Origin of the sequence: Bradyrhizobium sp. McL0616 (genome assembly GCF_049993385.1) — a bacterium.
In the GTDB taxonomy this organism is placed as follows: domain Bacteria; phylum Pseudomonadota; class Alphaproteobacteria; order Rhizobiales; family Xanthobacteraceae; genus Bradyrhizobium.
Map to the genome: position 1 here is coordinate 4,130,676 of NZ_CP188255.1, position 26,108 is coordinate 4,156,783.

The window sequence follows — 26,108 nt, forward strand, 5'->3', positions numbered from 1 at the left end:
CGTCATGGGTATCAACATCAACGCCACTGCACGCTCGCTTCTGCTGTCGGAATTCGTCTCGGCGTTCTTCCTCGCCATGCGCTATTTCTTCCAGCCGAAGCCGACGCTGAACTATCCCTTCGAGAAGGGCCCGATCTCGCCGCGCTTCCGCGGCGAGCACGCGCTGCGCCGCTATCCGAACGGCGAAGAACGCTGCATCGCTTGCAAGCTGTGCGAAGCTGTCTGCCCGGCGCAGGCTATCACCATCGAGGCCGGTCCGCGCCGCAACGACGGCACCCGCCGCACCGTGCGCTACGACATCGACATGGTGAAGTGCATCTATTGCGGCCTCTGCCAGGAGGCTTGCCCGGTCGACGCCATCGTCGAAGGTCCGAATTTCGAGTTCGCGACCGAGACCCGCGAGGAACTGTTCTATGACAAGGCCAAGCTGCTCGCCAATGGCGACCGCTGGGAACGCGAGATCGCAAAAGCGATCGAGCTCGACGCGCCGTACCGGTGAGATGAGAGCATGATCCTTCCCGCGCTGTTCTTCTATCTCTTCGCCGGCGTCTGCGTCGCCTCGGCGGTGATGGTGATTGTCTCGCGCAATCCCGTGCACTCCGTGCTGTACCTGATCCTGGCCTTCGTCAACGCCTCCGGCCTGTTCGTGCTGATGGGCGCCGAATTCCTGGCGATGATCCTGATCGTTGTCTATGTCGGCGCGGTCGCGGTGCTGTTCCTGTTCGTGATCATGATGCTCGACGTCGACTTCCTCGAGCTGCGCGAGGGCTTCATTGAGTACCTGCCGGTCGGTCTGGTGATAGGCGGCATCTTCCTGTTCGAGCTGCTGCTCACCGTCGGCTTCTGGGTCATCAATCCCACCGTCAGCAAGACGATCACGGCGGCGATCCCGACCAATGTCTCCAATACCGAGGCGCTCGGGCTCGTGCTCTATACGAAGTACATCCACTACTTCCAGCTCTCGGGCATGGTGCTCCTGGTCGCCATGATCGGCGCCATCGTGCTGACCTTGCGCCACAAGGCGAGCGTCAAGCGGCAGGACATCAACGTTCAGAACGCGCGTACGCCTGAGATGGCGATGGCGATGCGCAAGGTGACGCCGGGGCAGGGGCTTTCGGACGCCGATGCGGCGGAGTGGGTGAAATGACGATCGGGCTCGGACATTACCTGGCGGTCGGCGCGATCCTGTTCACGCTCGGGATCCTCGGCATCTTCCTGAACCGCAAGAACATCATCGTCATCCTGATGTCGATCGAGCTGATCCTGCTCTCGGTCAACATCAATCTGGTGGCATTCTCGACCTTCCTCGGCGACATCGTCGGCCAGGTCTTCGCGCTGCTGGTCTTGACCGTTGCGGCCGCCGAAGCCGCGATCGGTCTCGCCATCCTGGTGGTCTATTTCCGCAACCGCGGCTCGATCGCGGTTGCGGACGTCAATTTGATGAAGGGCTGAGCGCAGTCATGGTTCAGGCAATCGTTTTCCTGCCGCTGCTGGGCGCCATTCTGGCCGGCCTGATCGCGCTCTTTGGCGCGCATGCCCGTAACCCCTCGGGCGACACGGTCGAACATCACGATGATCATGGTCACGGCGCCGCCCACGCGGCGGCGGCTCACGATGATCATGGCCATGACGATCACGCGCACGACGATCACGGGCCAGCCGAGCCGGCGGCTGCTGGTTCGCGCGGCGCCGAGTTGGTCACCACGGCGCTGCTGTTTGTGGCGGCCGCGCTGTCCTGGATGACGCTGGTCGATGTCGGCTTCATGCACCACGACGCCGCTCCGATCCAGCTTCTGCCCTGGATCTTCTCCGGCGACTTGCAAGTCTACTGGACGCTTCGGGTCGACACGCTCACCGCCGTGATGCTGGTGGTGGTCACGACCGTGTCCTCGCTCGTGCACCTCTATTCCATCGGCTACATGGACGAGGATCCGTACCGGCCGCGCTTCTTCGGCTATCTCTCGCTGTTCACCTTCGCCATGCTGATGCTGGTGACGGCGGACAACCTCGTGCAGCTGTTCTTCGGTTGGGAAGGCGTGGGTCTCGCCAGCTACCTCCTGATCGGCTTCTGGTACCAGAAGCCGTCGGCGAATGCGGCCGCCATCAAGGCCTTCGTGGTCAACCGCGTCGGCGATTTCGGTTTCGCGCTCGGCATCTTCGCGATCTTCCTGCTGACGAACTCGACCGATTTCGAGACCATCTTCCATGCAGCTCCCGGGCTCACCGGCAAGACCATCGACTTCCTCGGCTGGCACGCCGACGCGTTGACCCTGACCTGCCTGCTGCTGTTCATGGGCGCGATGGGCAAGTCAGCGCAGTTCCTGCTGCACACCTGGTTGCCGGACGCGATGGAAGGCCCGACGCCGGTGTCGGCGCTGATCCACGCCGCGACCATGGTGACCGCCGGCGTGTTCATGGTGGCGCGCCTGTCGCCGCTGTTCGAGCTTGCGCCGAACGCGCAGGCCGTCGTGATGTTCTTTGGCGCGACCACGGCGTTCTTCGCCGCGACCATCGGCCTCGTCCAGAACGACATCAAGCGCATCGTCGCCTACTCGACCTGTTCGCAGCTCGGCTACATGTTCGTGGCGATGGGGGCGGGGGCCTATTCGGTCGGCATGTTCCATCTGTTCACGCACGCCTTCTTCAAGGCGCTGCTGTTCTTGGGCTCCGGCTCGGTGATCTACGCGATGCACCACGAGCAGGACATCCGCAACATGGGCGGCCTCTGGCGCAAGATCCCCTATACGTTCGCGGTGATGTGCGTCGGCACGCTGGCGCTGACCGGTTTTCCGCTTTTTGCAGGCTACTTCTCCAAGGACGCGATCATCGAGGCTGCCTATGCCTCGCATAATCCATTTTCTACATATGCCTATCTGCTGACGATCGCGGCAGCGGGTCTCACGTCGTTCTATTCGTGGCGCTTGATCCTCAAGACGTTCTTCGGTGAGCCCCACGATCAGGAACACTATGAGGCGGCGCATGAGGCCCCGATCTGGATGCTGGTCCCGATCGGCGTTCTCGCCGTCGGCTCTTTGGCGGCCGGTTTCCCCTTCAAGGAATATTTCACCAGTCCGCATGGTGTGGAGGAGTTTTTCCGCGAGTCCGTGAAGATGAATCCTCACATCCTCGAGGACATGGAGCACATGCCGCATCTGTTGGGCTGGCTGCCCTTCGTGATGATGGTCGGCGGCTTCCTGGTCTCTTACACTTTCTACATCCGCAAGCCGTATCTCCCGGTCGAGCTCGCGAACACGCAGCCGATGCTGTACAAATTCCTGCTCAACAAATGGTACTTCGACGAGCTTTATGACTTCATCTTCGTCCGTCCTGCGAAGTGGATCGGCTACCAGCTCTGGAAGAAGGGCGACGGCTTCATCATCGACGGATTCGGCCCCGATGGCATCTCGGCCCGCGTGCTGGACATCACCCGCAACGTCGTGAAGATCCAGACCGGCTATCTCTATCACTACGCGTTTGCCATGCTGATCGGCGCCGCCGGCCTGATCACCTGGTTCATGTTCGGCTTTGGAGGCCAGTAAATGACGACCTGGCCAATCCTATCCGTCACCACCTTCCTGCCGCTGGTCGGCGCGCTGATCGTTTATCTCAGCCGCGGCGATGACGAGGCAGCCCGGCGCAACTCGCGCTGGATCGCGCTGTGGGCGACGCTGATCACCTTCGCGGTGTCGGTGCTACTGGTGCTGCGCTTCGATCCGTCCAACCCCGACTTCCAGTTCGTCGAGAAGGCGAACTGGCTCGCGACCGGCATCACCTACCACATGGGCGTCGACGGCATCTCGCTGCCGCTGGTGATCCTGACCACCGCTATCATGCCGTTCTGCATCATCGCGAGCTGGAAGGCGATCACCAACCGCGTCCGCGAATACATGATGGCGTTCCTGATCCTGGAAACGCTGATGATCGGCACCTTCTCGGCGCTCGATCTCGTGCTGTTCTACCTGTTCTTCGAAGGCGGCCTGATCCCGATGTTCCTGATCATCGGTGTCTGGGGCGGTCCGCGCCGGGTCTACGCGTCCTTCAAGTTCTTCCTCTACACGCTGCTCGGCTCGGTCCTGATGCTGCTCGCCATCATGGCGCTGTACTGGAACGGCGGCACCACGGACATCCCGACCCTGATGCACACCGCCGTGCCGCGGTCGTTGCAGACCTGGGCGTGGCTCGCCTTCTTTGCCTCCTTCGCGGTGAAGATGCCGATGTGGCCGGTGCACACCTGGCTCCCCGACGCGCACGTCGAGGCGCCGACCGCGGGCTCGGTGGTCCTGGCCGCGATCCTGTTGAAGATGGGCGGCTACGGCTTCCTGCGCTTCTCGCTGCCGATGTTCCCGCTGGCCTCGCATGATTTCGCGCCGCTGATCTTCACGCTCTCCGCCATCGCCATCATCTACACCTCGCTGGTGGCCTTGATGCAGGAGGACATGAAGAAGCTGATCGCGTACTCCTCCGTCGCGCATATGGGCTTCGTCACCATGGGCATCTTCGCAGGCACTATGCAGGGCGTCGCCGGCGGTGTGTTCCAGATGATCTCGCACGGCATCGTCTCCGGCGCGCTGTTCCTCTGCGTCGGCGTGGTCTACGACCGCATGCACACCCGCGAGATCGCGGCCTATGGCGGCCTCGTCAACCGGATGCCGCTCTACGCGTTGACCTTCATGATCTTCACCATGGCCAATGTCGGTCTGCCCGGCACCTCCGGCTTCGTTGGCGAGTTCATGACGCTGCTCGGCACCTTCAAGACCTCGGTTCCGACCGCGTTCTTCGCCACCTTCGGCGTGATCCTGTCGGCCTGCTATGCGCTGTGGCTCTACCGCAAGGTCGTGTTCGGGGCGCTGGTCAAGCCGTCGCTGGCGAGCATGAAGGATCTCACCTTCCGGGAGTGCCTGACGCTGTTCCCGCTGATCGCACTGACGATCCTGTTCGGCATCTATCCGAAGCCCGTGCTCGACATGTCGGCTGCCTCGGTCCAGCAACTCGTCAACAATTACAACACCGCTGTGACGGCCGTGAAGGCCGCCGCACTGCTCCAGTGAGCGGGCAGGTCAGGATATCGCCATGAGCTTTTCGACTGCAGGTTATCAACTGGCGCCGGTGCTGCCCGAGCTCGTGCTCGCGGTCGGCGCCATGGCGCTTCTGATGCTCGGCGCCTATCGCGGGCAGGAGACCACGAAAACGGTCACGACGCTCGCGGTCCTGCTCCTGATCGTGGTCGGCGTGCTCGAATATCTGCTGCCCGCTGGCAAGCAGGTCACCTTCGGCGGCAGCTTCATCGTCGACGATTTTGCGCGCTTCATGAAGATCCTGGCCCTGATCGGCTCGGCGGTGACGCTGGTGCTGTCGACGGAGTTCCTGTCCGATCCGTCGCGCCGCCTCTTCGAGTATTCGATCCTGGTGCTGCTCTCGACGCTCGGCATGATGGTGCTGATCTCGGCCGGCGACTTGATCTCGCTCTATCTCGGCCTCGAGCTGATGTCGCTCGCGCTCTACGTCGTGGCGGCCTCGAACCGCGACAACGCCAAGTCGACAGAAGCCGGCCTGAAGTATTTCGTGCTGGGCGCGCTGTCCTCGGGCATGCTGCTCTATGGCGCCTCGCTGATCTATGGCTTCACCGGCACGGTCAGCTTTGCGGGAATCGCAACTGCCGCGACGACCGCGAATGTTGGCCTGGTGTTCGGCTTGGTCTTCCTGCTCGCCGGCCTCTGCTTCAAGGTCTCGGCCGTCCCGTTCCACATGTGGACGCCTGACGTCTACGAGGGCGCGCCGACGCCGGTGACGGCATTCTTCGCCTCGGCACCGAAGGTCGCCGCGCTCGCCGTCTTCACCCGCGTCACGCTGACCGCATTTCCGGGCATCGTCTCGCAGTGGCAGCAGATCCTGGTGTTCGTGGCGATCGCCTCGATGGTGCTCGGCTCCTTTGCCGCGATCGGCCAGAGCAACATCAAGCGACTGATGGCCTATTCCTCGATCGGCCATATGGGCTTTGCGCTCGTCGGTCTCGCCGCCGGCACGGTCGAGGGCGCACAGGGCGTGCTGATGTACATCGTGATCTATGTCGCGATGACGCTCGGCTCGTTCTCGGTCATCCTCGCCATGAAGCGCAACGGCCAGACGGTGGAGAAGATCAGCGATTTCGCAGGCCTGTCGCGCACCAACCCGCTGCTCGCCTTCATGTTCGCGATGCTGCTGTTCTCGCTCGCCGGCATTCCGCCGCTCGCCGGCTTCTTCGCCAAATGGTACGTCTTCGTCGCCGCCATCAAGGCGAACCTGTTCACGCTCGCCGTCATCGGCGTGCTCTCCAGCGTCGTGGGCGCCTACTACTATCTCACCATCGTCAAGACGATGTATTTCGACGAGCCGGCCGGCCAGGTCGATCCGGTGCGCGTCGAGGTGAAGACGGTGCTGGCGGTTTTTGGCCTGTTCAACATCCTGTTTGCGCTGTTCGCGGGCCCGGTGGTGAGCGTCGCCTCCGCCGCCGCCAAGTCGCTGTTCTAGGATGGGGTTCGCGCTCGGTCCTCGCGCAATTTCGGCGGGCTACAAGCTCGCAGCTTCTGAGCGGACCGGCTCGACCAACACCGATGCGATCGAAAGCGCGCGCGCCGGCGAACGCGGCCCGATCTGGTTCGTGACCTCCGAGCAGACCGCCGGCCGCGGCCGGCGCCAGCGCGCCTGGATCTCGCCGCGGGGCAATCTGGCTGCCAGCGTTCTTGAGGTCGTGGACGTCGCTCCTGCGGTTGCCGCCACGATCGGTTTTGCGGCGGGGCTCGCCGAGGACGCTGCTCTCGAGAAGGTCAGCCTGGAGGCCGCGCTGCGGCTTGGTCCTGACAGGCCCCGCTACGCCCTGAAATGGCCGAACGACGTCCTCGCCAACGGCAAGAAGCTGGTCGGCATTGGGCTGGAGGCCGAAGCCGTCGGCGACCGCCTTGCCATCGTCGTTGGCATCGGCACCAACATCGTGGCGGCTCCGGAGGGTACGCCGACGCCGGCCGTATCGCTCGCTGCGCTCGGCGTCCAGATCAGCGCCGAGGAACTGTTTTCCGCACTGACGGACTCCTGGGTGGAATTCCGCGGTATCTGGGACAATGGCCGCGGCTTCGCCGAAATCCGGAAGCTGTGGCTGGAACGCGCCGCCGGTCTCGGCGAAAAGGTCGCGATCAACACGGGGGCGATAACGCTGGAAGGCATTTTTGACACGATCGACGACACCGGTTGCCTGATCGTCCGCACCGCTGATGGCCGACGCCTGCCGGTGGCGGCCGGCGAGGTGTTCTTCGGCTCGGCCGCCTCCGTGGGAGCTGCGTGATGGCGAAGCCTGACGAACTGGTATTTGCGCCGCTCGGCGGCGTGGGTGAGATCGGCATGAACCTGTCGATCTACGGGCTCGGCAACCGCCAGCAGCGCGCCTGGCTCGCGATCGACCTCGGCGTCTCCTTCGGCGACGAGGAGCATCTGCCGGGCATCGACCTGATCATGCCCGACATCAGCTTCCTGGAGAAGGAACGCAAGAACCTGATGGGGCTGGTGCTGACCCACGCCCATGAGGACCATTTCGGCGCCATCATCGACCTCTGGCCGAAGCTGAAATGCCCGATCTATGCGACGCAGTTCAGCGCCGCGCTGTTCGAGGCCAAATGCGCGGCCGAGCGCAATGCGCCGAAAATCCCGGTGACAGTGGTGCCATCGGGCGGCCGCGTCGACATCGGCCCGTTCAACGTCGAGTTCATTCCGGTCGCGCATTCGATTCCCGAGTCGCACGCGCTGGCGATCCACACCGAGGTCGGCACCGTGCTGCACACCGGCGACTGGAAGATCGATCCGACCCCGATCATCGGCCGCCCGACGGACGAGAAGCGGCTGCGCGAATTGGGCGATGAGGGCGTGATCGCCCTGATCGGCGATTCCACCAACGCCGTGCGCGACGGCCGTTCGCCGTCCGAAGCCGAGGTCGCCAGGACCATCGCCGGGCTGGTCAAGGCCGCCAAGGGCAGGGTTGCCGTGACCACCTTCGCCTCCAACGTCGCGCGCATCAAGGCGGTGGCGGATGCGGCCAAGGCCGCCGATCGCGAAATCGTCGTGGTCGGACGGGCCATGGAGCGCGTGTCGCAGGTGGCGCGCGAGACCGGCTATCTCGACGGCGTGCAAAACTTCCGCTCGATCGACGTCTATGGCCATCTGCCGCAGGACAAGGTGCTGGCACTCTGCACCGGCAGCCAGGGCGAGGCCCGCGCGGCGCTGGCGCGCATTGCCAATGACGACCATCCCGAGATCACGCTCAACCGCGGCGACTGCGTCATCTTCTCCTCGCGCACCATTCCCGGCAACGAGAAGGCGGTCGGCTCGATCATCAACAATCTGGTGCTCCAGGGCGTCGAGGTCATTACCGATCGCGACCATCTGGTCCACGTCTCCGGCCATCCGCGCCGCGACGAGTTGCGCGACATGATCGCCTGGGTCAGGCCACAGCTTCTGATCCCCGTCCACGGCGAGGCGCTGCATCTGCACGAGCACGCCAAGCTCGCGCGCGCCGCCGGCGTGCCGCGTGTGCTGGTCGTCCGCAATGGTGATCTCGTCAAGCTCGGCCCGGGCGATCCCGGCATCATCGGCCAGGTGCCCGCGGGTCGTCTCTACAAGGACGGGACGATTTTGGAGGATTCCAAGTCTCGCGCGGTGTCCGAGCGGCGCCGGATGGCGTTTTCGGGCTGCGCCTTCGTGGCTATCGCCATGACCGAGCAGGGCGAGCTCGCCGACGATCCCGAGGTCGATCTCGTCGGCATCCCCGAGAAGAACCGGGCGGGCGAACCCTTCGACGACATCGTTTTCGATGCCGTGGTGTCCACCATCGAGGGCCTGCCGAAGGCGCGCCGCCGCGATGCGGATGCTTTGGGCGAGTCGGTGCGACGCGCTGTCCGTGCCGTGATCAACGAACATTGGGGTAAAAAGCCCCCCTGTCTGGTACATGTCCTGACAGTTTAAGGGAGACGAACATGCTCGGCCGGCTCAACCATGTGGCGATCGCCACAAAGGACGCCATCAAGGCTGCCAGGATCTACGGCGCGGCGTTCGGGGCGCAGATTTCGGAAGCCGTCGCGTTGCCCGAGCATGGCGTCACCACCGTGTTCGCGACGCTCCCCAACACCAAGATCGAGTTCATCGAGCCACTCGGCGAGACCTCGCCGATCGCAAAGTTCCTGGAGCGCAATGCCGACGGCGGCATCCACCACGTCTGCTACGAGGTCGTCGACATCATCGTCTCGCGCGACACTCTGGTGAAGGAGGGTGCGCGGGTGCTCGGCGACGGTGTGCCGAAGATCGGCGCCCACGGCAAGCCGGTGCTGTTCCTGCACCCGAAGGATTTTTCGGGCGCACTCGTCGAAATCGAGCAGGCGTAAGGCCGCACCCATGGCCTACCAAATCTCAACCGGTCTCGCGATCTACTTCGTCATCTGGTGGATCTCGCTGTTTCTGACGCTGCCCTTCGGCGTGCGCAGCCAGCACGAGGACGGCGTCGGCGCGCCCGGCACCGATCCCGGCGCACCGGTCCTGACCGGCATGCGGCGCAAGCTGATCTGGACCACGATCATCTCGGCGGTCATCTTCGGGCTCGGTCTTGCGGCCTATCACGCCGGCTATCTCTCGGTCGAACGCCTGTCGAAAATGATGGGAATGCCGTTCTAGGTTTGCTGGCTGAATTTTCCTGGTTGCGTGTTGTTTGAGGGGGGACGAATGACTTTTCAGAGGATCGTCATTGCGCTTCTGGTGCTGATCGTCGCGGGTCTTGGCGCCATCGGCTATGTCGAGTGGAAGATGGCTGTGCAGGTGCGGACGCTGAAAGCGTTCGTCGAGGGCTATGTCTTCAACGAGGCCGTGGCGGCCTGCGAGCGGGCGCCGAGCTCGACGCCGTTCAAATGGAACGGCGGCAAGAGCACCTCGGTGATCGGGCTGAACTCGGTCAAAACCGACAAATACACCGTCATTGCCAGCTACACGCTGGTGGCGGACAGCGTCTATTGTGATTACGATCCGATCAAAAGAAAGGCCGAGATCGGCTCAAGCTTCCTGGAGCGGGAGTAACGATCCGGCCCATACAGATGGGATGGGATCGTCATGACCGGGAGCCGGGCGGGGGACTATCGGATTCTGCATGAGGCGGCCTTGCGGGACTATCTCGCAGGCGTTCCGAACCTCGCGGCGGTTCTCGGCGGCGCGCCGGCTTCCTGGGTGATCACCGAGGTCGGCGACGGCAATCTCAATCTCGTCTTCATCGTCAAGGGCGCAGGCGGCGGCGTCGCCGTGAAGCAGGCGCTGCCCTACGTCCGTCTCGTCGGCGAGAGCTGGCCGCTGCCGCTGTCGCGGGCGCATTACGAATATCTCGCTCTGTCCCGGCAGGCCCATCTCGCGCCCGGCCTGGTGCCGGCGCTGCTGCATCACAACGAGCCGTTGGCGCTGACGGTGATGGAGCTGCTCGAGCCACACATCATCATGCGCAAGGGCCTGGTCGCGGGCACGCATTATCCGCGCTTCGTCAGTGACGTCACCAATTTCATGGCGCGGACGCTGTTCTTCACCTCCGACCTCGCGCTTTCCGCAGCCGAGAAGAAGGAGGGCATCGCCGCCTTCGCCGGCAACCATGCGCTGTGCAAGATCACCGAGGATTTGATCTTCACCGATCCCTACCGCGTGGCTGTGCAGAACCACTGGACTGTGCCGTACCTCAACACATTCGCCGCAAGCCTGCGTGCGGATATGGAACTGCACGTCGCCGTGTCCCGGCTGAAGCTCAAATTCATGGCAAGCCCGGAGGCGCTGCTTCATGGCGATTTGCACACCGGTTCGATCATGGTGACGGAGGGCCAGACGCGCGTGATCGATCCCGAATTCGCCTTCTACGGCCCGATGGGGTTTGACGTCGGCGCGGTGCTCGCCAATTTGCTGATGGCCTATTTTGCCTCCGCCGGACACGAGCGCTCGCCCGGGGAGCGGCGCGCGTTCGAGGGCTGGGTGCTGGAGACCGTCGAGCAGGTCTGGAGCGAATTCGCGCAAAAGTTCCTTGATTTGTGGCGGACTGATGCAAAAGGCGATGCGTATCCGGCCACGCTATTCGCCGGCGAGAAGGGTGCCGCGCGGCTGGAGGCCGAGCGGCAGGCCTACATACAGCGGCTGTTCGGTGATGCCGTCGGCTTTGCCGGAGCAAAAATCAATCGCCGCATCTTCGGCCTCGCCCACAACATCGACTTCGAGCTGATCGAGGACCCGCGCAGGCGCGCGATCAGCGAAGCCCGCGCCGTGCGGCTCGCTCGTGCGATGCTGGTGGAGACGACGACGTTTCAGACGATCGCTGACGTTACCGGCGCCGCACGAGGATTGCGGGACTGGATGCCGGAATTTTCAAACTGAGGATGTCGCGAGAGCGCTCCGTCATTGCGAGCGCAGCAAAGCAATCCAGACTGTCACGGCGGAAAGACTCTGGATTGCTTCGCTGCGCTCGCAAAGACGAGGTGAGGGCACCTCAATAAAGGCGCATCGCAAGCGCCGACCAGCAGACCCCAGGTCTCGTTGGCCGCGACCTCGAACTCGCGGTTCTGGGCGCCACCGCTCGCCACCTGGAGCGTGACCTTGTACTTGCCCGGCGGCAAATCAAGCTTCTGGCTGTCGGGCAATTCGCCTGCGGCGGTGTCAGAGTTGGCCAATTTGCCTCCGGCCTCGGCCGCCAATGTGATGGTCCGCTCGTTGATGGTGATGATCGCATCTTCGTCAGTCTTGTTGCCGAGCATCAGCTTTGCCTGCCCCGGCTTCGGTAGGAGGCCGGCCTTCGCGACCGCGGGCTTGCGCAGCGAAACTTCGGCGATGGTCTTGTCGTCATGACGGGAGAGCCGAAGCAGCGCCGGTCCATCGGTCGTCGTGAACGCGATCAGGGCCCGGTCCGGCGCGACGACCGCACCGTCATTCTCCGCCCAGCCGCGCTTGGCGAGGGCTACACGATAGAAGCCGAGCACAGCGGCAAGATCGAGCGGCGTCTCGACATAGACCGATGTGATGAACGGTGAATTCTTCGCCGTCGTGATGGCCCAGCCCGCGGGCAGCGGCAGACCGGTGTCGTCGGAGACCTTCGCCTCGAAGCCTGTGCTTACGGCCTGGGCCGCGACCGAGAGGGCAGCGCAGAGCAGGCGCTCGGCGACATTATCCGCGGCGCAACGGTTCCTGACTGCCCACCACGTCTGGTCAACGAAGTCTGGCCCCGACGTACGACTCCAGCTTGACTGGATGTTGTTTGTCGAGGTCTCCGTGGTCAAGCGTGCCGGGACCGGGCTCGCCAACACGGCCGTCGCGACGACCAAGCTGCCGACGAGCAAGAAACCCAAGGTTCGGCTCTTCATCTTCGGATTCTCATCTCTGCGGATCTCTGGGCTCAGGATCCCAAGCTTGGTCGCATCGATCGTCCAAAATGTTCACCGTTCGTAGAACGTTGTGTCCTCAATCGATTTTCAGCCCTCCGGGACCAGCACCGCGCCCGACAATCGTCAAACGAGGAGCTTGCGCTCGACAGCCTGCGAATGGTCAACTCGCTGATCGGAAGGCTCCTGCACTCTCGGAGGACACATGATGTTCAGGATGATGGCGATCGTCGCGGGCTTGGCACTGGCGCTCGCCGCCCCGGCGGAGGCCCAGACACCGCGCAGGGGGGGAACCATCCGCATGACGGCGCCCTATGGCTCGAGTTTCACCAGCCTGGATATTCATACGACACAGCGTGCCCAGGACGAGATCTTCGCCAAAGGTCTGCACCGGTCGCTCTACATCTGGGATTCCGCGGAAGGAAAGCCGGTTCCGGAGCTCGCCAAGGAGGCCATCGTCTCCGGTGGCGGTCTCGTCTACACCTTCAAGCTGCGTGACGATGCCTATTTCCACAATGGCCGCAAGATGACCGCCGACGACATCATCTGGACCTACAACCGCATCATGGACGGCGCCAAGGCCTATCCCGGCGCGCGCTATGTCCGCGTGATCGAGGGCGCGGCCGCAGTCGAGAAGGGCCAGGCCAAGGAGATCTCCGGCCTGAAGAAGATCGACGACTTCACCCTTGAGATGAAGTTGACCGAGAAGGTCGATCCGGGATTCTACCTCTTCACCGCGCTGACCTCGATCTATCCCGCCGACGAGGCCGCCAAGGACAGCTTCATCCAGAAGCCGATCGGCCTTGGGCCATTCAAATTCGTCGAGCACGTGCCGGGGTCGCGCATTGTCCTGGAACGCTGGGACCGGTTCTACAAGCCCGGCAAGCCCTACGCCGACAAGATGATCGTGTCGATCATGGCCGAGGCCGCGGCGCGCGATGTCGCCTTCCGCAATAAGGAGATCGACACCTCGGTGCTGGGGCCTGCGCAGTATGTCGCCTACCAGGCCGACCCCGATCTCAAGGGCACCATCGTCGAAGTCGCCGAGGTCTTCACGCGTTACATGGGGATGAATCCCGCCTTCAAGCCGTTCGCCGACAAGCGCGTCCGGCAGGCGATCAACTATGCGATCGATACCGATTTGATCATCAACAAGCTGGTCAAGGGCAAGGCCTACCGCGCCACCAGCTGGCTGCCGCTGACCTCTCCCGCCTACGACAAGACCATGAAGCCCTACGCCTTCGATCCCGCCAAGGCCAGGCAGCTGCTCACGGAGGCCGGCTATCCCAACGGCTTCGAATTCGAATGGACCACCAGCCAGAATGAAAGCTGGGGCCTGCCGATCGTCACGGCCGTGATCCCGATGCTGGACAGGGTGGGCATCAAGGCGAAGGTCAAGCAGGTCGAGACCGCGGTGCTGTCGGAGGTGGTTCGCAGCGGCGACTACCAGGCCTTCGTCTATTCCCAGCAGACCGGCCCGGATCCGCAGGCGGCGCTGAAATGCTTCCACTCGTCGACGCCGCAATCGGCCTGCAACTACATGAATTTCAAGAACGCCGAGTTCGACAAGTTGATCGATGAGGCCGGGCAGACCGACGATTCCGCAAAGCGCGGCCAGCTGCTGCAAAAAGCCAATGCGCTGCTCTATGACGAGGCGCCGGTCTGGTTCTTCAACTACAACAAGGCGGTTATGGCCGTGCAGCCGTGGCTCAAGGGGATTCAGCTGAACGCCACCGAGCTGACCCACCAGAACGTCGAAGACCTCTGGGTCGACGCGACCTCGCCCGCGAAGTGACACGCGCCCCTCCCTCCATCGCGACGTCAGATGGAGGGAGAGAGGAAAAAGGCCCATGCTCTCCTTCCTGATCCGTCGTCTCCTGCAAACCATTCCGACCGTGCTTGCTGTCGTGCTGCTGGTGTTTGCGCTGTTCAGCGTCGTGCCGGGCAGCATCGTCTCGACCATGACCGACGACGGCGACCCGCAGGTCGAGGCGCGCATGAAGAAGCAGCTCGGCCTCGACGAGCCCGTCTACATGCGCTTCGGCTCTTATATCGCCAAGCTCGCGACCGGCGATTTCGGGACCTCGTTCCGGACCCGTGAGCCGGTCACGACCATGATCGCCAAGCGGGCGTGGCCGACGCTGCAACTGATCTTCGCATCCATGGCGTTTGCGGTCGTGATCGGCGTGCCGCTCGGCTTCGTCGCCGCATTGCGGCCAGGCGGTATCGTCGACACCGCAGCGATGGTCGTGGCGGTATCGGGCCTGTCATTGGCCAAATTCTGGCTCGGACTGCTGTTGATGTACCTGTTCGCGTTGAAGCTCGGCTGGCTGCCGAGTTTTGGCTATGGCGACGGCGGCGGCAAATACCTGATCCTGCCGGCGGTGACGCTCGGCGTCTCGCCGATGGCGCTGCTGGCCCGGACGACCCGCGCCGCGGTGCTCGAGATCATGACCGCTGATTTCGTCCGCACCGCGCGCTCGAAGGGCATGAGCGAGACCCGGGTCGTGAAATGGCACGTGATGCGCAACGCGCTCGTCCTGATCCTCACGACGATGGGCCTGCAATTCGGCGCATTGATGGGGCAGGCGGTCGTCGTCGAGAAATTGTTCTCCTGGCCGGGCATCGGCTCGCTGCTGGTCGACAGCGTGCTCCAGCGCGACATTCCCGCTGTCCAGGGCTCTATTCTCGTGGTGGTGCTGTTCTTTCTCGCGATCAATCTGCTGATCGATCTGCTCTATGGCGTGATCGATCCCAGGATCAGATACGCATGAAGCTCCGCGCCAATCTCGTCATCGGCGGTGCCTTGTTCGCGCTTGCGATCATCGTCGGCCTGCTCGCGCCCTGGCTCGCGCACACCGATCCTGTCCTCGACGCCAATTTGATGAATGCCGAAGAGCCCCCGAGCTGGACCTGGTGGTTCGGCACCGACGCGCAGGGCCGCGACATCTATTCCCGCGTGCTTTACGGCGCGCGCATCTCGCTGACGGTCGGCATCGTCTCGCAGCTCGTCAACAGCGTCATCGGCGTCGGACTGGGCCTGAGCGCCGGCTATTGGGGCGGCTGGTGGGACGATGTCGTCAACGGACTGACCAATCTCATGCTCGCGATCCCCTCGCTGATCTTCGCGCTGGCCATCATGGCGGTGCTGGGACCTGGCCTGACCAGCTTGCTCATCGCGCTCGGCTTGACCAACTGGTCCTTCACCTGCCGGATCGCACGGGCCTCGGCGCTGTCGCTCAAAAGCCAGGGCTATGTGCAGGCGGCAACCGTGCTCGGCTACGGCGATCTGCGCATCATGATCACGCAGCTGCTGCCGAACATGCTCGGACCTCTCATCGTCATCGGCACGCTCGGCATGGGTAGCGCGGTCTTGTCCGAAGCCGCATTGTCGTTTCTCGGCCTCGGCGTGCGCCCGCCTTATCCAAGCTGGGGCAGCATGCTGTCGGAAGCCCGCGACCAGATCACGACGGCGCCGTGGCTCTCGGTCTTTCCGGGCCTCGCCATCTTCCTGACGGTGCTCGGCCTCAATTTGCTCGGCGATGGCCTGCGCGACATTCTCGATCCCCAATCGCGGAGCCGGCGGACATGACGGGCGCGCCGCTGATCGAAGTCGAGAATCTCAGTATCGATCTCGACGACGGATCGAGGCAGGTTCCCGCCGTCGAGGGTGTTTCCTTCCGCATCGATCGCGGCGAGACGTTCGGCCTTGTCGGCGAGTCCGGCTGCGGCAAGAGCATCACGGCACTCGCTTTGATCGGCCTGCTACGGCAGCCGTTGTCGATCGGAGGCGGCGCCATCCGGTTTGATGGACGGGAGATCCAGAGCCTCTCCGCTGCCGGACAGCGCGCGCTGCGCGGCAATCGCATCGCTATGATCTTCCAGGAGCCGATGACGGCGCTGAACCCGGTCTCGCCCGTCGGCCGGCAGATCGCCGAGATGTTCGTGCTGCACCAGGGCAAGAGCTGGCGGGAGGCCGACCAGCTCGCGGTCGAGGCGCTGGCGAGCGTTCGCGTCCCGGCGCCCGAACAGCGCGTCAAGGATTATCCGCACCAGCTTTCCGGCGGCATGCGCCAGCGCGTGATGATCGCCATCGCTCTGGCGTGCGGGCCGGATCTTCTGATTGCCGACGAGCCGACCACCGCGCTCGACGTCACCGTGCAGGCGGAAATCATCGAGCTAATGCGAAATTTATGCGCCGAGCGGGGAACGGCCATTTTGATGATCAGCCACGATCTCGGCCTGGTCGCCAATGTCTGCCGCCGCGTTGCCGTCATGTATGCCGGCCGCATTGTCGAGCAGCGTGGCTCGGCCGATATCTTCCGGGCACCCTCGCATCCCTATACGCGAGGCCTCGTCGCCTCGCTGCCGCGGCTGGGCAGTCGCGCAGCACTTGGCCGGACCAGGCTCCAGGAGATCGCCGGCGTCGTCCCGGCGATCACGAATTTCCCGGATGGCTGCAGGTTCAATCCGCGCTGCGCGCAAGCGACCGATATTTGCCGGACCACCGTGCCGGGGACGGATTTGCTGGAGGCTGGCGGTTTGGTCAGGTGCCACCACCATGCATGAGCCGCAAGACAAGTCGGGTGAGGCGAGGCCGGGCGACGATGTCATTCTCAGCGTCGAGGATCTCGCGGTGCATTTTCCGATGGGGGGCGGGTGGCTCGGCCGCGACCGGCGGCTGCTCCGGGCCGTCGACGGTGTCGATCTCACGCTGAAGCGCGGCGAATGCCTCGGCCTTGTTGGCGAGTCCGGTTCCGGCAAGTCGACGGTCGCCTTGTCGATCCTTGGCCTGCTGACGCCGACGCGCGGCCGCATCGTGCTGGACGGACAGGTCGTGACGGGCCGGCCATCCGGCGATCGCAAGACGTTGGCCCGTATGGTGCAAATCGTCTTTCAGGATCCCTACGCCTCGCTCAATCCGCGCCAGACCGTGCGTCGCACGCTCGAAGATCCCCTGCGGGTGCATGGCGTGACCGCCGCAAGCGAGATCGAGGACCGCGTGGCGACGATGCTGCGGCATGTCGGCCTGCGGCCTGAACAGGCCAACCTCTATCCGCACGAATTCTCCGGCGGCCAGCGCCAGCGCATCGGCATTGCGCGCGCGCTGATCCTCAATCCCAAAATCGTCATCTGTGATGAGCCAGTCTCGGCGCTCGATGTCTCGATCCGCGCCCAGATCATCAATCTGCTGCTGGAATTGAAGGAGACGCTCGGCCTCTCCTATATCATGATCAGCCACGACCTTGGCGTCGTCGAGCACATGAGCGACAGGGTCGCCGTCATGTATCTCGGCCGCATCGTGGAGAACGGCGGCTGGCGCGAGATTTTTGAACGGCCAGCGCACCCCTATACGCAGGCGCTGATCGCCGCCATCCCCGATCCGCTGCACCACGCACCGTTAGCGACGACAGGGGGCGACTTGCCCAATCCGCTCGATCCGCCGAAAGGATGCGCGTTCAGCCCGCGCTGCCGTTATGCGGAGGCCGTGTGTCGCCACGAGCCCGGTCCGGTGCTGGAAACGCGCGCCGATGGACATGAGGTGAGGTGCTGGCGGGCTGACGAGATTGCGGGGCAGGCGGCATTGGCCTCGACCGCAGGCGGGCATCCCTAAGGATGGAAGGCGCGTCCGTCGCGGTCAAAAGCGTCGCTCCAGCGGCCCGCTAGTCACGTCCGGTCTGCCCTGACAGGCGGACGATTTTGGGGCCCGCCCAAGAGCCATCGCGTGGGGTTGATCCTTGGTGCGGTCCAATCGCGTACCGCCCTATTTTCATGTGTGCTACATGGTTCGGTAGCAAAATGTAGCAGGAAAGGCAGATCATGACTGACGATCAGGTCAATCTCGTCGTTCAGCACCTTTGCGAGCAATTGCACTTGGCGTTCCGATTGAAGGGCAGCGAAGCACATCCACCAAACGCCAAGGATATTGGATTCGATCCGGCCTCTGTGAGAACCGTATTGCTGACCGGCTTGCGTTCGGCGGGTGTCACGACCCACCACGAGGCGGTCGGGAAGAGCGAAGAGCCGCCGTGGTCCTAAACACAAAACGCGGGACAGAAGCCCCGCGCCGATGTCTCAGCTGGGCCCAACAACCGACGTTCGATATATCGTCCGTTCGCATCTCGGAACCGCGTCGCGGACGCCGTAGTTGACTGCTAAATTGTATTCGCTTGACAAACGGCGGTCTCCACTGACCATCGAGGATGTTGCTCCCGCCCAGTAGACGCGGATCTAAAGCGAGAACTGGCCACTTGCAGGCAGCCAGTTGCTCTCTTTGTCTACTTGTCTACGCTCGGTGATTTTGGCACCAGCGTGGAGCGTCAACGAACCGTCCCAACATTGAACGTTCGCTTCGCAGGGAAAGTTGGCGGCATCTTGCCGCCCGCCTCAGCGCCAGGTTGCCGGTTCGCAGGGAGGCTTATTGAACGGACCTCCGGCATAACTGCCGACGTCTGGAGCCCGGACACAGTGAACGACGTTGGAGGTAGGAACGACTGCACCGTTCTTGTCGCGCCACGCCGACCCGCGCCAGCTTGCCGGTTCGCAGGGAGGCTTATTGAACGGCCCTCCGGCAAAACTGCCAACGTCTGGAGCCCGGATGCAGTGAACGACGCGGGACGGATGGACGGCTGCGCCGTTTTGGTCGTACCACGCGGCCATGGCCGGACTAGCGAACATGGCCGCGGCGATCAGTCCTACCGAAGCGAGCTTCCTCATTTGCGCGTCTCCTTATGTGTCAATGATTGAACGACTGACTATCCTTGCGGCTCATTCCTACCGAAGAGACTGCAAGCAACATTTTGCGGTATCGAGTATGCACATCATCAAGGTTGATCTATATCAACTTCGCCCGAATACGGCGGCGATGACCGCTCTGGGTCAAACTACGAAAAACTCAACTTGAGCAAATTCAGTCCGCTATGCCCTATTGACCTCAAGGAGGCGTGCCGCCACTTCGCTGATGGGCCCATTGCAGACTGCCAAGAACTGCTGCTGTCATCCGCACCGCCATCTTCTTCGTGTTCGCGCCCTGCGTGGTGGCTGGGGTGGTCCCGTGGTGGATTTCACGCTGGGAGTTCAGGTTGCCGTCTCTCGGCGTCGAGCAATGAGTGCAGCTAGCGCGCTACGGCGCGGAAGGCCCGGCGCGGACAACACTGGTGTTTCTGCTATAGTGCGATGTTCGAGCTTGCGGAGCGGCTGCTTCAAGGGTTGAAATCATGCACAGAGCATCTGGATCATTACTACTTGCCTTCGTTTTTATTCTATTTGCTCCGCAAGTGCGGGCGCAGCAGATTCCGGCCGAAACCGTTCAGGGAATGCTTGCGGCCCAGATACGCACGCAAGGCTTCACTTGCGAAAAGCCACTCGGCGCAAAGAAGAACACCAAGGCGTCTCGACCTGATCGCGACGTTTGGGTTCTCAAATGCAGCAACGCCATGTATAAGATCACGCGCGTTCCCGATATGGCGGCGAAGGTCGAACCGCTGCCGTGAGCTCGGTGGTCTCTACGGGACCAAGCGCCATGATGAACCTGTGCCGGTGTTTTGCCTGAGGTCTCAAAGGTCCTAGCGGCGAGGGCTCAAGCCATGTCTCACGGCCGCCTTAACTTCCGCTGATGCCGACCAGACGAGGGCGGCGGTTTGCGAGCGGGTTTTCAGCCGGCAGGGCACGCAGCCACGCGCGAAAACCGACGATTTCGGGACAATCCGCCGTGCCTTCGGGCGCAATCAGCCAATCACCCAAACCGGATCCCTCATTGATCCGGTCGCAGCGATAGCCCGGATGGTGGCCGAGGCCGCGGGCGATTAGCAGATCGACCTTGCCCTCGACCAACTCGTGCAGGCCGGCGGGGTGGAGCACCCGCAAACCGATCTCCGCATGCGCGCTGCGAAACGCCGCCAAATCGAGGCGGCGCAGGTCGAAGCCGCCATGAACTCCCAGTTGCATCAGCACCGCACCTGCCGGCTTCAATTGCGAGGTCGCCTTCGCAATGCGGCGAAAACCGTCGGATATCCCGGGCAGATAGGCCTGACCGGCCGCGGTGAGGATGAGCTGCTTATGCAGCCGCTCGAACAGCTCCACGCCGAGGCGCGCCTCCAGCGCTTTCACCTGCTGCCCCACGGCGGCCGGCGTCACGTGCAGCTCGTGCGCGGCCAGCTTGAAGCTGAGATGCCGCGCGGCGGCTTCGAAGGCGCGGAGCGCGTTAAGGGGTGGAAGGGTGTAGGTCATCGCGGCTTTCAGTTTGACACCGATAGGCCGCGGCCTTGCAATAGATTTTCTTGGGCTGAACCGCAGCAACAATGCTTTGATCGGCGCCGTCATCGCCGGATAGGGTCGGCCCGCAATCCGGAGACCCCCATGCCCCGCCACATCGATCATCTCGTCATTTGCGTCCGTGATCTGGAACAGGCCGCGCTGGATTGGCAGACGCTGGGCTTCAACCTCACACCGACCGGTGTGCACCCGTTCGGAACGAGCAACCGCCTTGCGCAGTTCGCCGACAATTTTGTGGAGTTGCTGGCCGTCACCGACAATGCGTTGGTGTCGCCAGCCACGCCGGGCCATTTCAGCTTCGCGGCCCACAACCGCGATTTTCTTGAGACCGCCGAAGGGATGTCGATGCTGGTCTTGCACAGCACCGACGCCCATGCCGATGCCGCGCGTTTCAGGGCCGACCGCATCGGCGATTATGCGCCGTTCGATTTTGGCCGTGACGCGGTGCTCCCGGACGGAGGCACGGCGCGCGTTGCGTTTTCGCTGGCCTTTGCCACCGATCCTGCCATGCCCGGGATCGCGTTCTTCACCTGCCAGCAGCGCCACCCGCCGGAACTGTTCTGGAAGGCGCAGTATCAGCGGCATCCCAACGGCGCCCTCCGCGTGGTCGAGGTTGTGATGTCGGCGGCGGAGCCGGCGGCGCATCGCGATTTCCTCGAGAGCCTCACGGAAGGCGCGGCCGAGCTCGCGCCCGGGAGACTGACGATTGGTGAGCGCGGCAATCAGATCACCTTGCTTGGCCCGTCCGAGTTGGCGCGCCGGCTGCCGGGTCTCGCAAACAGCGCTTCGCCGCGCTTTTGCGCGGCGCGTCTGGCGGTCGCTGATCTGGATGCGACGAGGCGAATGCTGACACACAACGGCGTCGGCTTCGCGATGACCGGTACCGTGCTGCTGGTACCACCCGCCGCCGCGCGTGGCCTGGCGCTCGAATTCGTCGAACAGGAGGCAAACTGACATGGCTCACATCGTCAGCCATCCCTTTTACGAGTCGCATCGCGGTGCAATGGAGGTTGCCATGCGTGATCGACTCGACCTTGCCGAAGCGATGCTGCGCGAGCTTGCGCACCTGTCCGACATTGACGGGATCAGGCAGGAGGTGATGGACGAATTCGAAATCGTGCTCAGCCAAATGCCCTATGTCGGAGGCACGGCAAGCCGCATGAGCGATTTCTTCATGCGTCTGATGGGTTTTATGGCCATCAGCCGGGTGCTCCGGCGACACGGCGTGTCGCTGTCATTGATCGGCGAAATCGAGCGAGAAACCTACAAGGCGCAATTGCTCACCGTATCAGAAGCGGAGCGTCTCGCCTCGGGGCGGCAATTCATGTCCTCAGAGAACCAGACTCTGCTGCGCGAGCAGGCGACGAAAAGCGCTACAAAAAGCCATCAGCAAGAGTTTCCGGAAGATTTCATCTACGATTTCGTTGAGCCGGGCCTGGGTGACAAATTTGAATTCGGCATCAACTACAAAGCCTGCGGTTTTTGCAAATTCGCGGCTCGCCATGGAGATCAGGAAATTCTGCCGAACATCTGCGGGCTTGATTTCGACGCCTACGCAACGCGAGGCATCCGCCTGGAGAGGACGCAAACGCTGGCCGGCGGCGCGAGCCACTGCAATTTCCGCTTCTCGCGGCTCCCGTCGGATTAGATTGGCCCCTGTCTCCACCTCGTCATTGCGAGCGCAGCCAAGCAATCCAGTGTCTTTCCGCGGCGGCAGTCTGGATTGCTTGGCTGCGCCCGCAATGACGGAAGTGGCTGGCTAGGGCGTTTCACATTTTGACGGAAGCATAACCGGCGTTGGCGAAGTAGTTGGCGCATTCGCATGCATCGCTTCAGGACGCGCCCACCGCCGCGCTGACGGTTCCTCTCCTTCCCGCGTTGACACCTGTACGGCCGGTGCTAGGGTTTTTCGATGAGGGGACCCCGGCCGATGCGAAGCATCAAGTTCGCTGCGTTGGCGATCGCCAGTGTGATCTTCGCGGCACTTCCTGCCAATTCCCTCCGTGCCGAGGTCCGCGTGCAAGGACAGGCAGGCAACGTGCGCGTCGAGGCGCGCGATGCGACCGTTGCCGAGATCCTGGCGGCGCTGAGTGAGCGCTTCGCGCTGCGCTACCGCAGCGCCACGGGAAGCGGCAACGTGACCGCGACGTTCGAGGGCCCGCTGCGCCGCGTCGTGGGGCGTGTGCTCGATGGGTACAACTACATTATCGAGACCCGTGGCGATGTGCTTGAGGTGGTCGTGTTGGGCGCAGCATCGTCGCAAGCGGTGCCGGCGACTGTGTTTGCGCCGCCTACCTATCCGGCAAAGCACGTTCGGCGCACCGACTGACCGCGCGCGGATTGGCGGTCCGCCAGCGCGGCGGCGCAATCGCCGATCTTGGCCGCCGCAAGGCGCTCTGAAAATCGAAAGAGGCCGGGCTTTGCCCCGGCCTCCCGTCGTGATGCATTTGACAAATGTCAGAGACGCTGAGTTCCCTGGTTGCGATAGGCTGAATCGTCCAGTCGCGTCAGGTTCTCAGTCTTGCGCATCGTCGTCGTGGTCGTGGTCGTCGTCGTCATCCTTGCCCTCGACCTTATGCCGGAAGACCGCGACGCATCCGTTGGTGGCCTGGCCGCAAAGGCCTTGTCCAACAGTGGTCGTGTCGCCGCCGATGACGACCGAAGCCGGTGCAACCTGCGGAACGAAGATCAGGTTGCGCTTGGAATCGGCCGCCACCGAATGCGAGTTGGAGCTTTGCGGGATGGTTTCGATCAGCTTGTTGGATTTGGCATCGATCACGCCGAGCACGGCCGCCTGCTGGCTCGCGGCGGCGCAGTTGCCGCCGGGGGGCGGGAACACCTTGCAGTTCCGGCTTGACCCCGTGTAGTAGCGATCGTCGCCCCAGTTGAACCAGACCTCGTCGGACCCGGTGATGTCGGCGATTGCGGTCTGCTTCTTGCTGACCGCGTTGATCACCAGTTGGATCACGTCGTTCGGATTGTTCTGCGGCGTGCAGCCGAGGAGGATTTTGGAGTCCGGACCAACCGAGGAGCCGTTCGGCGAACAGCCATTGAGCGCGATGACGCCGGTGTTGGTTGCCGGATTGAATGCACCGAGTTGCGTGGTTGGCCCCGTCACGGTTTTCGGATCGATCACGAGGACGCCACCATGGCAGGTGATCGGTCCAGAAAGCTGCCCGTAATTGCATCCGGACGGGTTGTTGGCGATGATCGGTATCGAGTTGAAGAAGCGCTTCGTCTCCGGGTCCCAGGCTGGCTGCTCGAGCGACAACCCGGCGCCCTGGGGGATGATCGTCTGATCAACAATGATCCGGGCGATTACGCTGACGCTGTTCTTGGCGGCGTTCCCGTTTGCCACAAACAGCGTTGCGAAGGGTGGATCCTCCGCGTTATTGGCCGCGACCAGCAGCTTGCCGTTCGATGTCAGGGCCATTTCGTCCACCCGCGTGGTTCCGCCGGTCGGAATGCTGGCCACAAAGGTTGAAGCCCCATCGAGATCAAACACCTTGAGGGTGCTGTCGCCGTCGCCGGCGTAGAGCCAGCGGCCGTGGCTCACGACGCCGTCCGGTCCCGAAATGTTGTTGTTGACGGTGCCGTTGGGATTGTGGACAGCCCCTTTGAAGCCGGGGAGCAGCCGCTTCCACTTCAGGCTCCGGGTATCGATGACCTCGACCCCGCCATTGGAGCGATCCGCGAAATACATTTCGGCGCGCTTCGGATTGACCCAGCTGATGTCGAACGACTGCAGCGGGATTCCTGGGATCTGGATCGCCGTCAGACATTTCGTCTGTGTGGTGGTCGGCGCTCCCGGTCCGGTGCATGGCGCGGCGAACGAACTCGTAGACGCAGTCAACCATAGCCCGGCTGCTGCAGAGGCATAAAGATAGGCCCGTAAATTTCTGGACATGCCAACCCTCCCATAGTGAGTTTAGTTGCCATTGCGCGCCCCAAGCCGAGTCGACAGTACTACCAATGACGATATGCGTGCAACGATGCACGCTCTGGGCGAGCATATGGGAAGAGAAGTCCGAAGGAGAATTCGAGCGGTGCCGCCGGTTGAAAGTTTGGTCAGTTCTACTGATGTTTTTTGCGATGCACGATTTTTCGGCTAGCCGATCTTCCGGTGCAGGCGCCAAGCCAGGTACGAGTTGGCCGTCAATCTGAAAACCACCAAGGCGATCGGGCTGATAATCCCGCAGTCATTGCTTGCGAGTGCCGACGAGATGATCGAATAGGACGCGCAATTGCTGCTGTGCATGGGTCTGAGATTGGCCCCGAAGCGGACCTGAGAGGCACATCTAAGCAGCGTTACCAACCGCGCCCTGATCGCGGCCGGTTTCGGGAAGTAGGCCAATTCGCAGCAATCCCCGCAAGGCGATTACGCCTTTGTTTCTTCCGGCCTCGGCAGGGGTGAGACGCGCCTGGCAAACTCGCGTCCCGGATAGTGCTGGCCGCAATAGGCGACGAGTTCGTCGATAAAGGATTTGGCGTACGGGGCCAGAAAGCGCTGCGGATCCCAGGCCACGGCAGTCCATCGCCCGATCGAAGCGCCCCTGTGGACCAGCGGAAAGGCGCGGACCCCGGCGGACGGGATCAGGACATTCGACGGCACGATGGCGACATCGTTCCCGCTTTTTGCCAGCGCGAGCAGTGTGTGAGGCGCTGCGCTTTCGAGGATCACGCGTGGCCTGATGTGTGCGACGTTGCAGGCGGCATCGAACCAACCGCGGGATGCGTAGTCCCGCCGTAGCAGCAGCAATGACTCCTCGGCGAGTTCGGCAATCTCCAGCTTCCGCCTGCTTGCGAAGGCATGCCGCGGCGAAACCGCTGCAAGCATATGGACCGGAGCCAGCAACCGGCGGTGATAGCCGTCGTCGGCGGCTGGAATGATCGCGAGATGAACGTCGCCGCGCTGCAGGCGATCCGGAACGCGGGCGCCACCATCCTCGATCAACTCAATGACCACCGAGGGGTGCTTGCGCCGGAACGCGGGGAGGAAATTGGCCAGCACCGTTTCCATATGTTGGGTGCTGCAGCCGACCCGCAGCGTGCCGGCCTTGCCGGTTCTCAGCGCGCGCGCACGCTCGCCGAACGATTCGGCGTCCTGCAGGAGACGGCGGCCGCGCCGCAGCAGATCCTCGCCTTCGGATGTCAGTTTGATCCCGCGGCCGACGCGATCGAACAACGGAATCCCAAGCTCGCCCTCAAGCGCCTGGATCTGGCGAGAAGCCGCCGGCTGGCTCAGGCGCAGCTGTTGTTGCGCGGCGGCAAAGCCGCCTGCTTCGGCAACGACGACGAAGGTGCGCAGCTGTCGAAGGTCCATTTCAATGCTCCAATTGCATGAATAGACAGATAATAAATGCATTGGACACATGGGGCAAGCCGCGACATCCTTACGCCGCCAAGCCGAGATTTGTCCAAAGGGAGATC

General features: G+C 63.0%; 26 protein-coding genes. 22 read left to right on the top strand and 4 right to left on the bottom strand.

Annotation, left to right across the window (positions count from 1 at the left end; translation table 11 throughout):
* Positions 1–10 precede the first annotated feature (10 nt).
* The 12 genes from nuoI to mtnK are packed head-to-tail and all read left to right on the top strand — an operon-like array spanning position 11 to position 11,406.
* On the top strand, positions 11–499 hold the full coding sequence (nuoI, locus tag ACPPVR_RS20110) for an NADH-quinone oxidoreductase subunit NuoI (RefSeq protein ID WP_026232873.1): 489 nt from the start codon (positions 11–13) through the stop codon (positions 497–499).
* Between the two features lie 9 nt (positions 500–508).
* The gene (locus ACPPVR_RS20115; RefSeq protein WP_426615871.1) at positions 509–1,147 is read left to right on the top strand and encodes an NADH-quinone oxidoreductase subunit J; all 639 of its coding nucleotides are present in this window, start codon (positions 509–511) and stop codon (positions 1,145–1,147) included.
* Positions 1,144–1,452, top strand: coding sequence for an NADH-quinone oxidoreductase subunit NuoK (nuoK, locus tag ACPPVR_RS20120; RefSeq protein ID WP_426615872.1), 309 nt, complete (start codon positions 1,144–1,146; stop codon positions 1,450–1,452). Before ACPPVR_RS20115 ends, nuoK begins: the two co-directional genes overlap by 4 nt.
* An 8-nt stretch (positions 1,453–1,460) precedes the next feature.
* On the top strand, positions 1,461–3,539 hold the full coding sequence (nuoL, locus tag ACPPVR_RS20125; protein ID WP_426615873.1) for an NADH-quinone oxidoreductase subunit L: 2,079 nt from the start codon (positions 1,461–1,463) through the stop codon (positions 3,537–3,539).
* Positions 3,540–5,048, top strand: coding sequence for an NADH-quinone oxidoreductase subunit M (locus ACPPVR_RS20130; RefSeq protein WP_426615874.1), 1,509 nt, complete (start codon positions 3,540–3,542; stop codon positions 5,046–5,048).
* 22 nt (positions 5,049–5,070) lie between these two features.
* Positions 5,071–6,507, top strand: coding sequence for an NADH-quinone oxidoreductase subunit NuoN (gene nuoN, locus ACPPVR_RS20135; RefSeq protein ID WP_426615875.1), 1,437 nt, complete (start codon positions 5,071–5,073; stop codon positions 6,505–6,507).
* Between the two features lies 1 nt (position 6,508).
* The gene (locus ACPPVR_RS20140) at positions 6,509–7,315 is read left to right on the top strand and encodes a biotin--[acetyl-CoA-carboxylase] ligase (protein ID WP_426615876.1); all 807 of its coding nucleotides are present in this window, start codon (positions 6,509–6,511) and stop codon (positions 7,313–7,315) included.
* Positions 7,315–8,985 carry a ribonuclease J gene (locus tag ACPPVR_RS20145; protein WP_426615877.1) on the top strand — a complete coding sequence of 557 codons (1,671 nt, stop codon included), beginning with the start codon at positions 7,315–7,317 and terminating at the stop codon, positions 8,983–8,985. The genes ACPPVR_RS20140 and ACPPVR_RS20145 overlap by 1 nt, the downstream gene beginning before the upstream one ends.
* A gap of 11 nt (positions 8,986–8,996) precedes the next feature.
* A complete protein-coding gene (mce, locus tag ACPPVR_RS20150; protein ID WP_426615878.1) occupies positions 8,997–9,401 on the top strand; it encodes a methylmalonyl-CoA epimerase in 405 nt (134 codons plus the stop codon).
* Between the two features lie 10 nt (positions 9,402–9,411).
* Complete coding sequence (locus tag ACPPVR_RS20155; protein WP_426615879.1) at positions 9,412–9,687, top strand: DUF1467 family protein; 276 nt, start codon at positions 9,412–9,414, stop codon at positions 9,685–9,687.
* A gap of 48 nt (positions 9,688–9,735) precedes the next feature.
* Positions 9,736–10,083 carry a hypothetical protein gene (locus tag ACPPVR_RS20160; RefSeq protein WP_426615880.1) on the top strand — a complete coding sequence of 116 codons (348 nt, stop codon included), beginning with the start codon at positions 9,736–9,738 and terminating at the stop codon, positions 10,081–10,083.
* 33 nt (positions 10,084–10,116) lie between these two features.
* Positions 10,117–11,406, top strand: a complete 1,290-nt coding sequence (gene mtnK / locus ACPPVR_RS20165; protein WP_426615881.1) for an S-methyl-5-thioribose kinase — start codon at positions 10,117–10,119, stop codon at positions 11,404–11,406.
* 53 nt (positions 11,407–11,459) lie between these two features.
* Here the strand turns inward: mtnK and ACPPVR_RS20170 are convergent, their stop codons facing one another.
* Positions 11,460–12,371 (bottom strand): hypothetical protein, encoded by a 912-nt coding sequence (locus ACPPVR_RS20170; protein WP_426615882.1) that lies wholly within the window; start codon positions 12,369–12,371, stop codon positions 11,460–11,462.
* A 238-nt stretch (positions 12,372–12,609) separates the two neighbouring features.
* Here ACPPVR_RS20170 and ACPPVR_RS20175 point away from each other — a divergent pair, with 238 nt between their 5' ends.
* The 7 genes from ACPPVR_RS20175 (at position 12,610) to ACPPVR_RS20205 (ending at position 19,897) form a co-directional block, all read left to right on the top strand.
* Positions 12,610–14,199, top strand: coding sequence for an ABC transporter substrate-binding protein (locus tag ACPPVR_RS20175; protein ID WP_426615883.1), 1,590 nt, complete (start codon positions 12,610–12,612; stop codon positions 14,197–14,199).
* Positions 14,200–14,254: 55 nt separating this feature from the next.
* Complete coding sequence (locus ACPPVR_RS20180) at positions 14,255–15,178, top strand: ABC transporter permease (protein ID WP_426615884.1); 924 nt, start codon at positions 14,255–14,257, stop codon at positions 15,176–15,178.
* Positions 15,175–15,996, top strand: a complete 822-nt coding sequence (locus tag ACPPVR_RS20185; protein ID WP_426615885.1) for an ABC transporter permease — start codon at positions 15,175–15,177, stop codon at positions 15,994–15,996. Before ACPPVR_RS20180 ends, ACPPVR_RS20185 begins: the two co-directional genes overlap by 4 nt.
* Entirely contained in the window at positions 15,993–16,973 is a 981-nt protein-coding gene (locus ACPPVR_RS20190; protein ID WP_426615886.1) for an ABC transporter ATP-binding protein, read from the top strand. Before ACPPVR_RS20185 ends, ACPPVR_RS20190 begins: the two co-directional genes overlap by 4 nt.
* Positions 16,966–18,018 (top strand): ABC transporter ATP-binding protein, encoded by a 1,053-nt coding sequence (locus ACPPVR_RS20195; RefSeq protein ID WP_426615887.1) that lies wholly within the window; start codon positions 16,966–16,968, stop codon positions 18,016–18,018. The genes ACPPVR_RS20190 and ACPPVR_RS20195 overlap by 8 nt, the downstream gene beginning before the upstream one ends.
* A gap of 206 nt (positions 18,019–18,224) precedes the next feature.
* Entirely contained in the window at positions 18,225–18,443 is a 219-nt protein-coding gene (locus tag ACPPVR_RS20200) for a hypothetical protein (protein WP_247349293.1), read from the top strand.
* Between the two features lie 1,178 nt (positions 18,444–19,621).
* Positions 19,622–19,897, top strand: coding sequence for a hypothetical protein (locus ACPPVR_RS20205; RefSeq protein WP_354096081.1), 276 nt, complete (start codon positions 19,622–19,624; stop codon positions 19,895–19,897).
* 109 nt (positions 19,898–20,006) lie between these two features.
* Here ACPPVR_RS20205 and ACPPVR_RS20210 read toward each other — a convergent pair whose 3' ends face one another.
* A complete protein-coding gene (locus ACPPVR_RS20210) occupies positions 20,007–20,633 on the bottom strand; it encodes a LysR family transcriptional regulator (protein WP_426615888.1) in 627 nt (208 codons plus the stop codon).
* Between ACPPVR_RS20210 and ACPPVR_RS20215 the strand changes: the two genes are divergently transcribed.
* From ACPPVR_RS20215 to ACPPVR_RS20225, 3 genes are all read left to right on the top strand, one after another.
* Entirely contained in the window at positions 20,574–21,632 is a 1,059-nt protein-coding gene (locus ACPPVR_RS20215) for a VOC family protein (RefSeq protein ID WP_426615889.1), read from the top strand. The genes ACPPVR_RS20210 and ACPPVR_RS20215 overlap by 60 nt on opposite strands.
* Before the next feature lies 1 nt (position 21,633).
* Positions 21,634–22,326 carry an L-2-amino-thiazoline-4-carboxylic acid hydrolase gene (locus tag ACPPVR_RS20220; RefSeq protein WP_426615890.1) on the top strand — a complete coding sequence of 231 codons (693 nt, stop codon included), beginning with the start codon at positions 21,634–21,636 and terminating at the stop codon, positions 22,324–22,326.
* A 282-nt stretch (positions 22,327–22,608) separates the two neighbouring features.
* Positions 22,609–23,007: a hypothetical protein gene (locus tag ACPPVR_RS20225; RefSeq protein ID WP_426615891.1), complete on the top strand. Its 399-nt coding sequence runs from the start codon at positions 22,609–22,611 to the stop codon at positions 23,005–23,007.
* Positions 23,008–23,193: 186 nt separating this feature from the next.
* On the opposite strand, the gene ACPPVR_RS20230 is transcribed toward ACPPVR_RS20225, so the two are convergent.
* Together ACPPVR_RS20230 and ACPPVR_RS20235 are read right to left on the bottom strand one after the other, a co-directional pair.
* Positions 23,194–24,585 (bottom strand): hypothetical protein, encoded by a 1,392-nt coding sequence (locus tag ACPPVR_RS20230; protein ID WP_426615892.1) that lies wholly within the window; start codon positions 24,583–24,585, stop codon positions 23,194–23,196.
* A 471-nt stretch (positions 24,586–25,056) separates the two neighbouring features.
* Positions 25,057–26,001 carry a LysR family transcriptional regulator gene (locus ACPPVR_RS20235; RefSeq protein WP_426615893.1) on the bottom strand — a complete coding sequence of 315 codons (945 nt, stop codon included), beginning with the start codon at positions 25,999–26,001 and terminating at the stop codon, positions 25,057–25,059.
* Positions 26,002–26,108 lie beyond the last annotated feature (107 nt).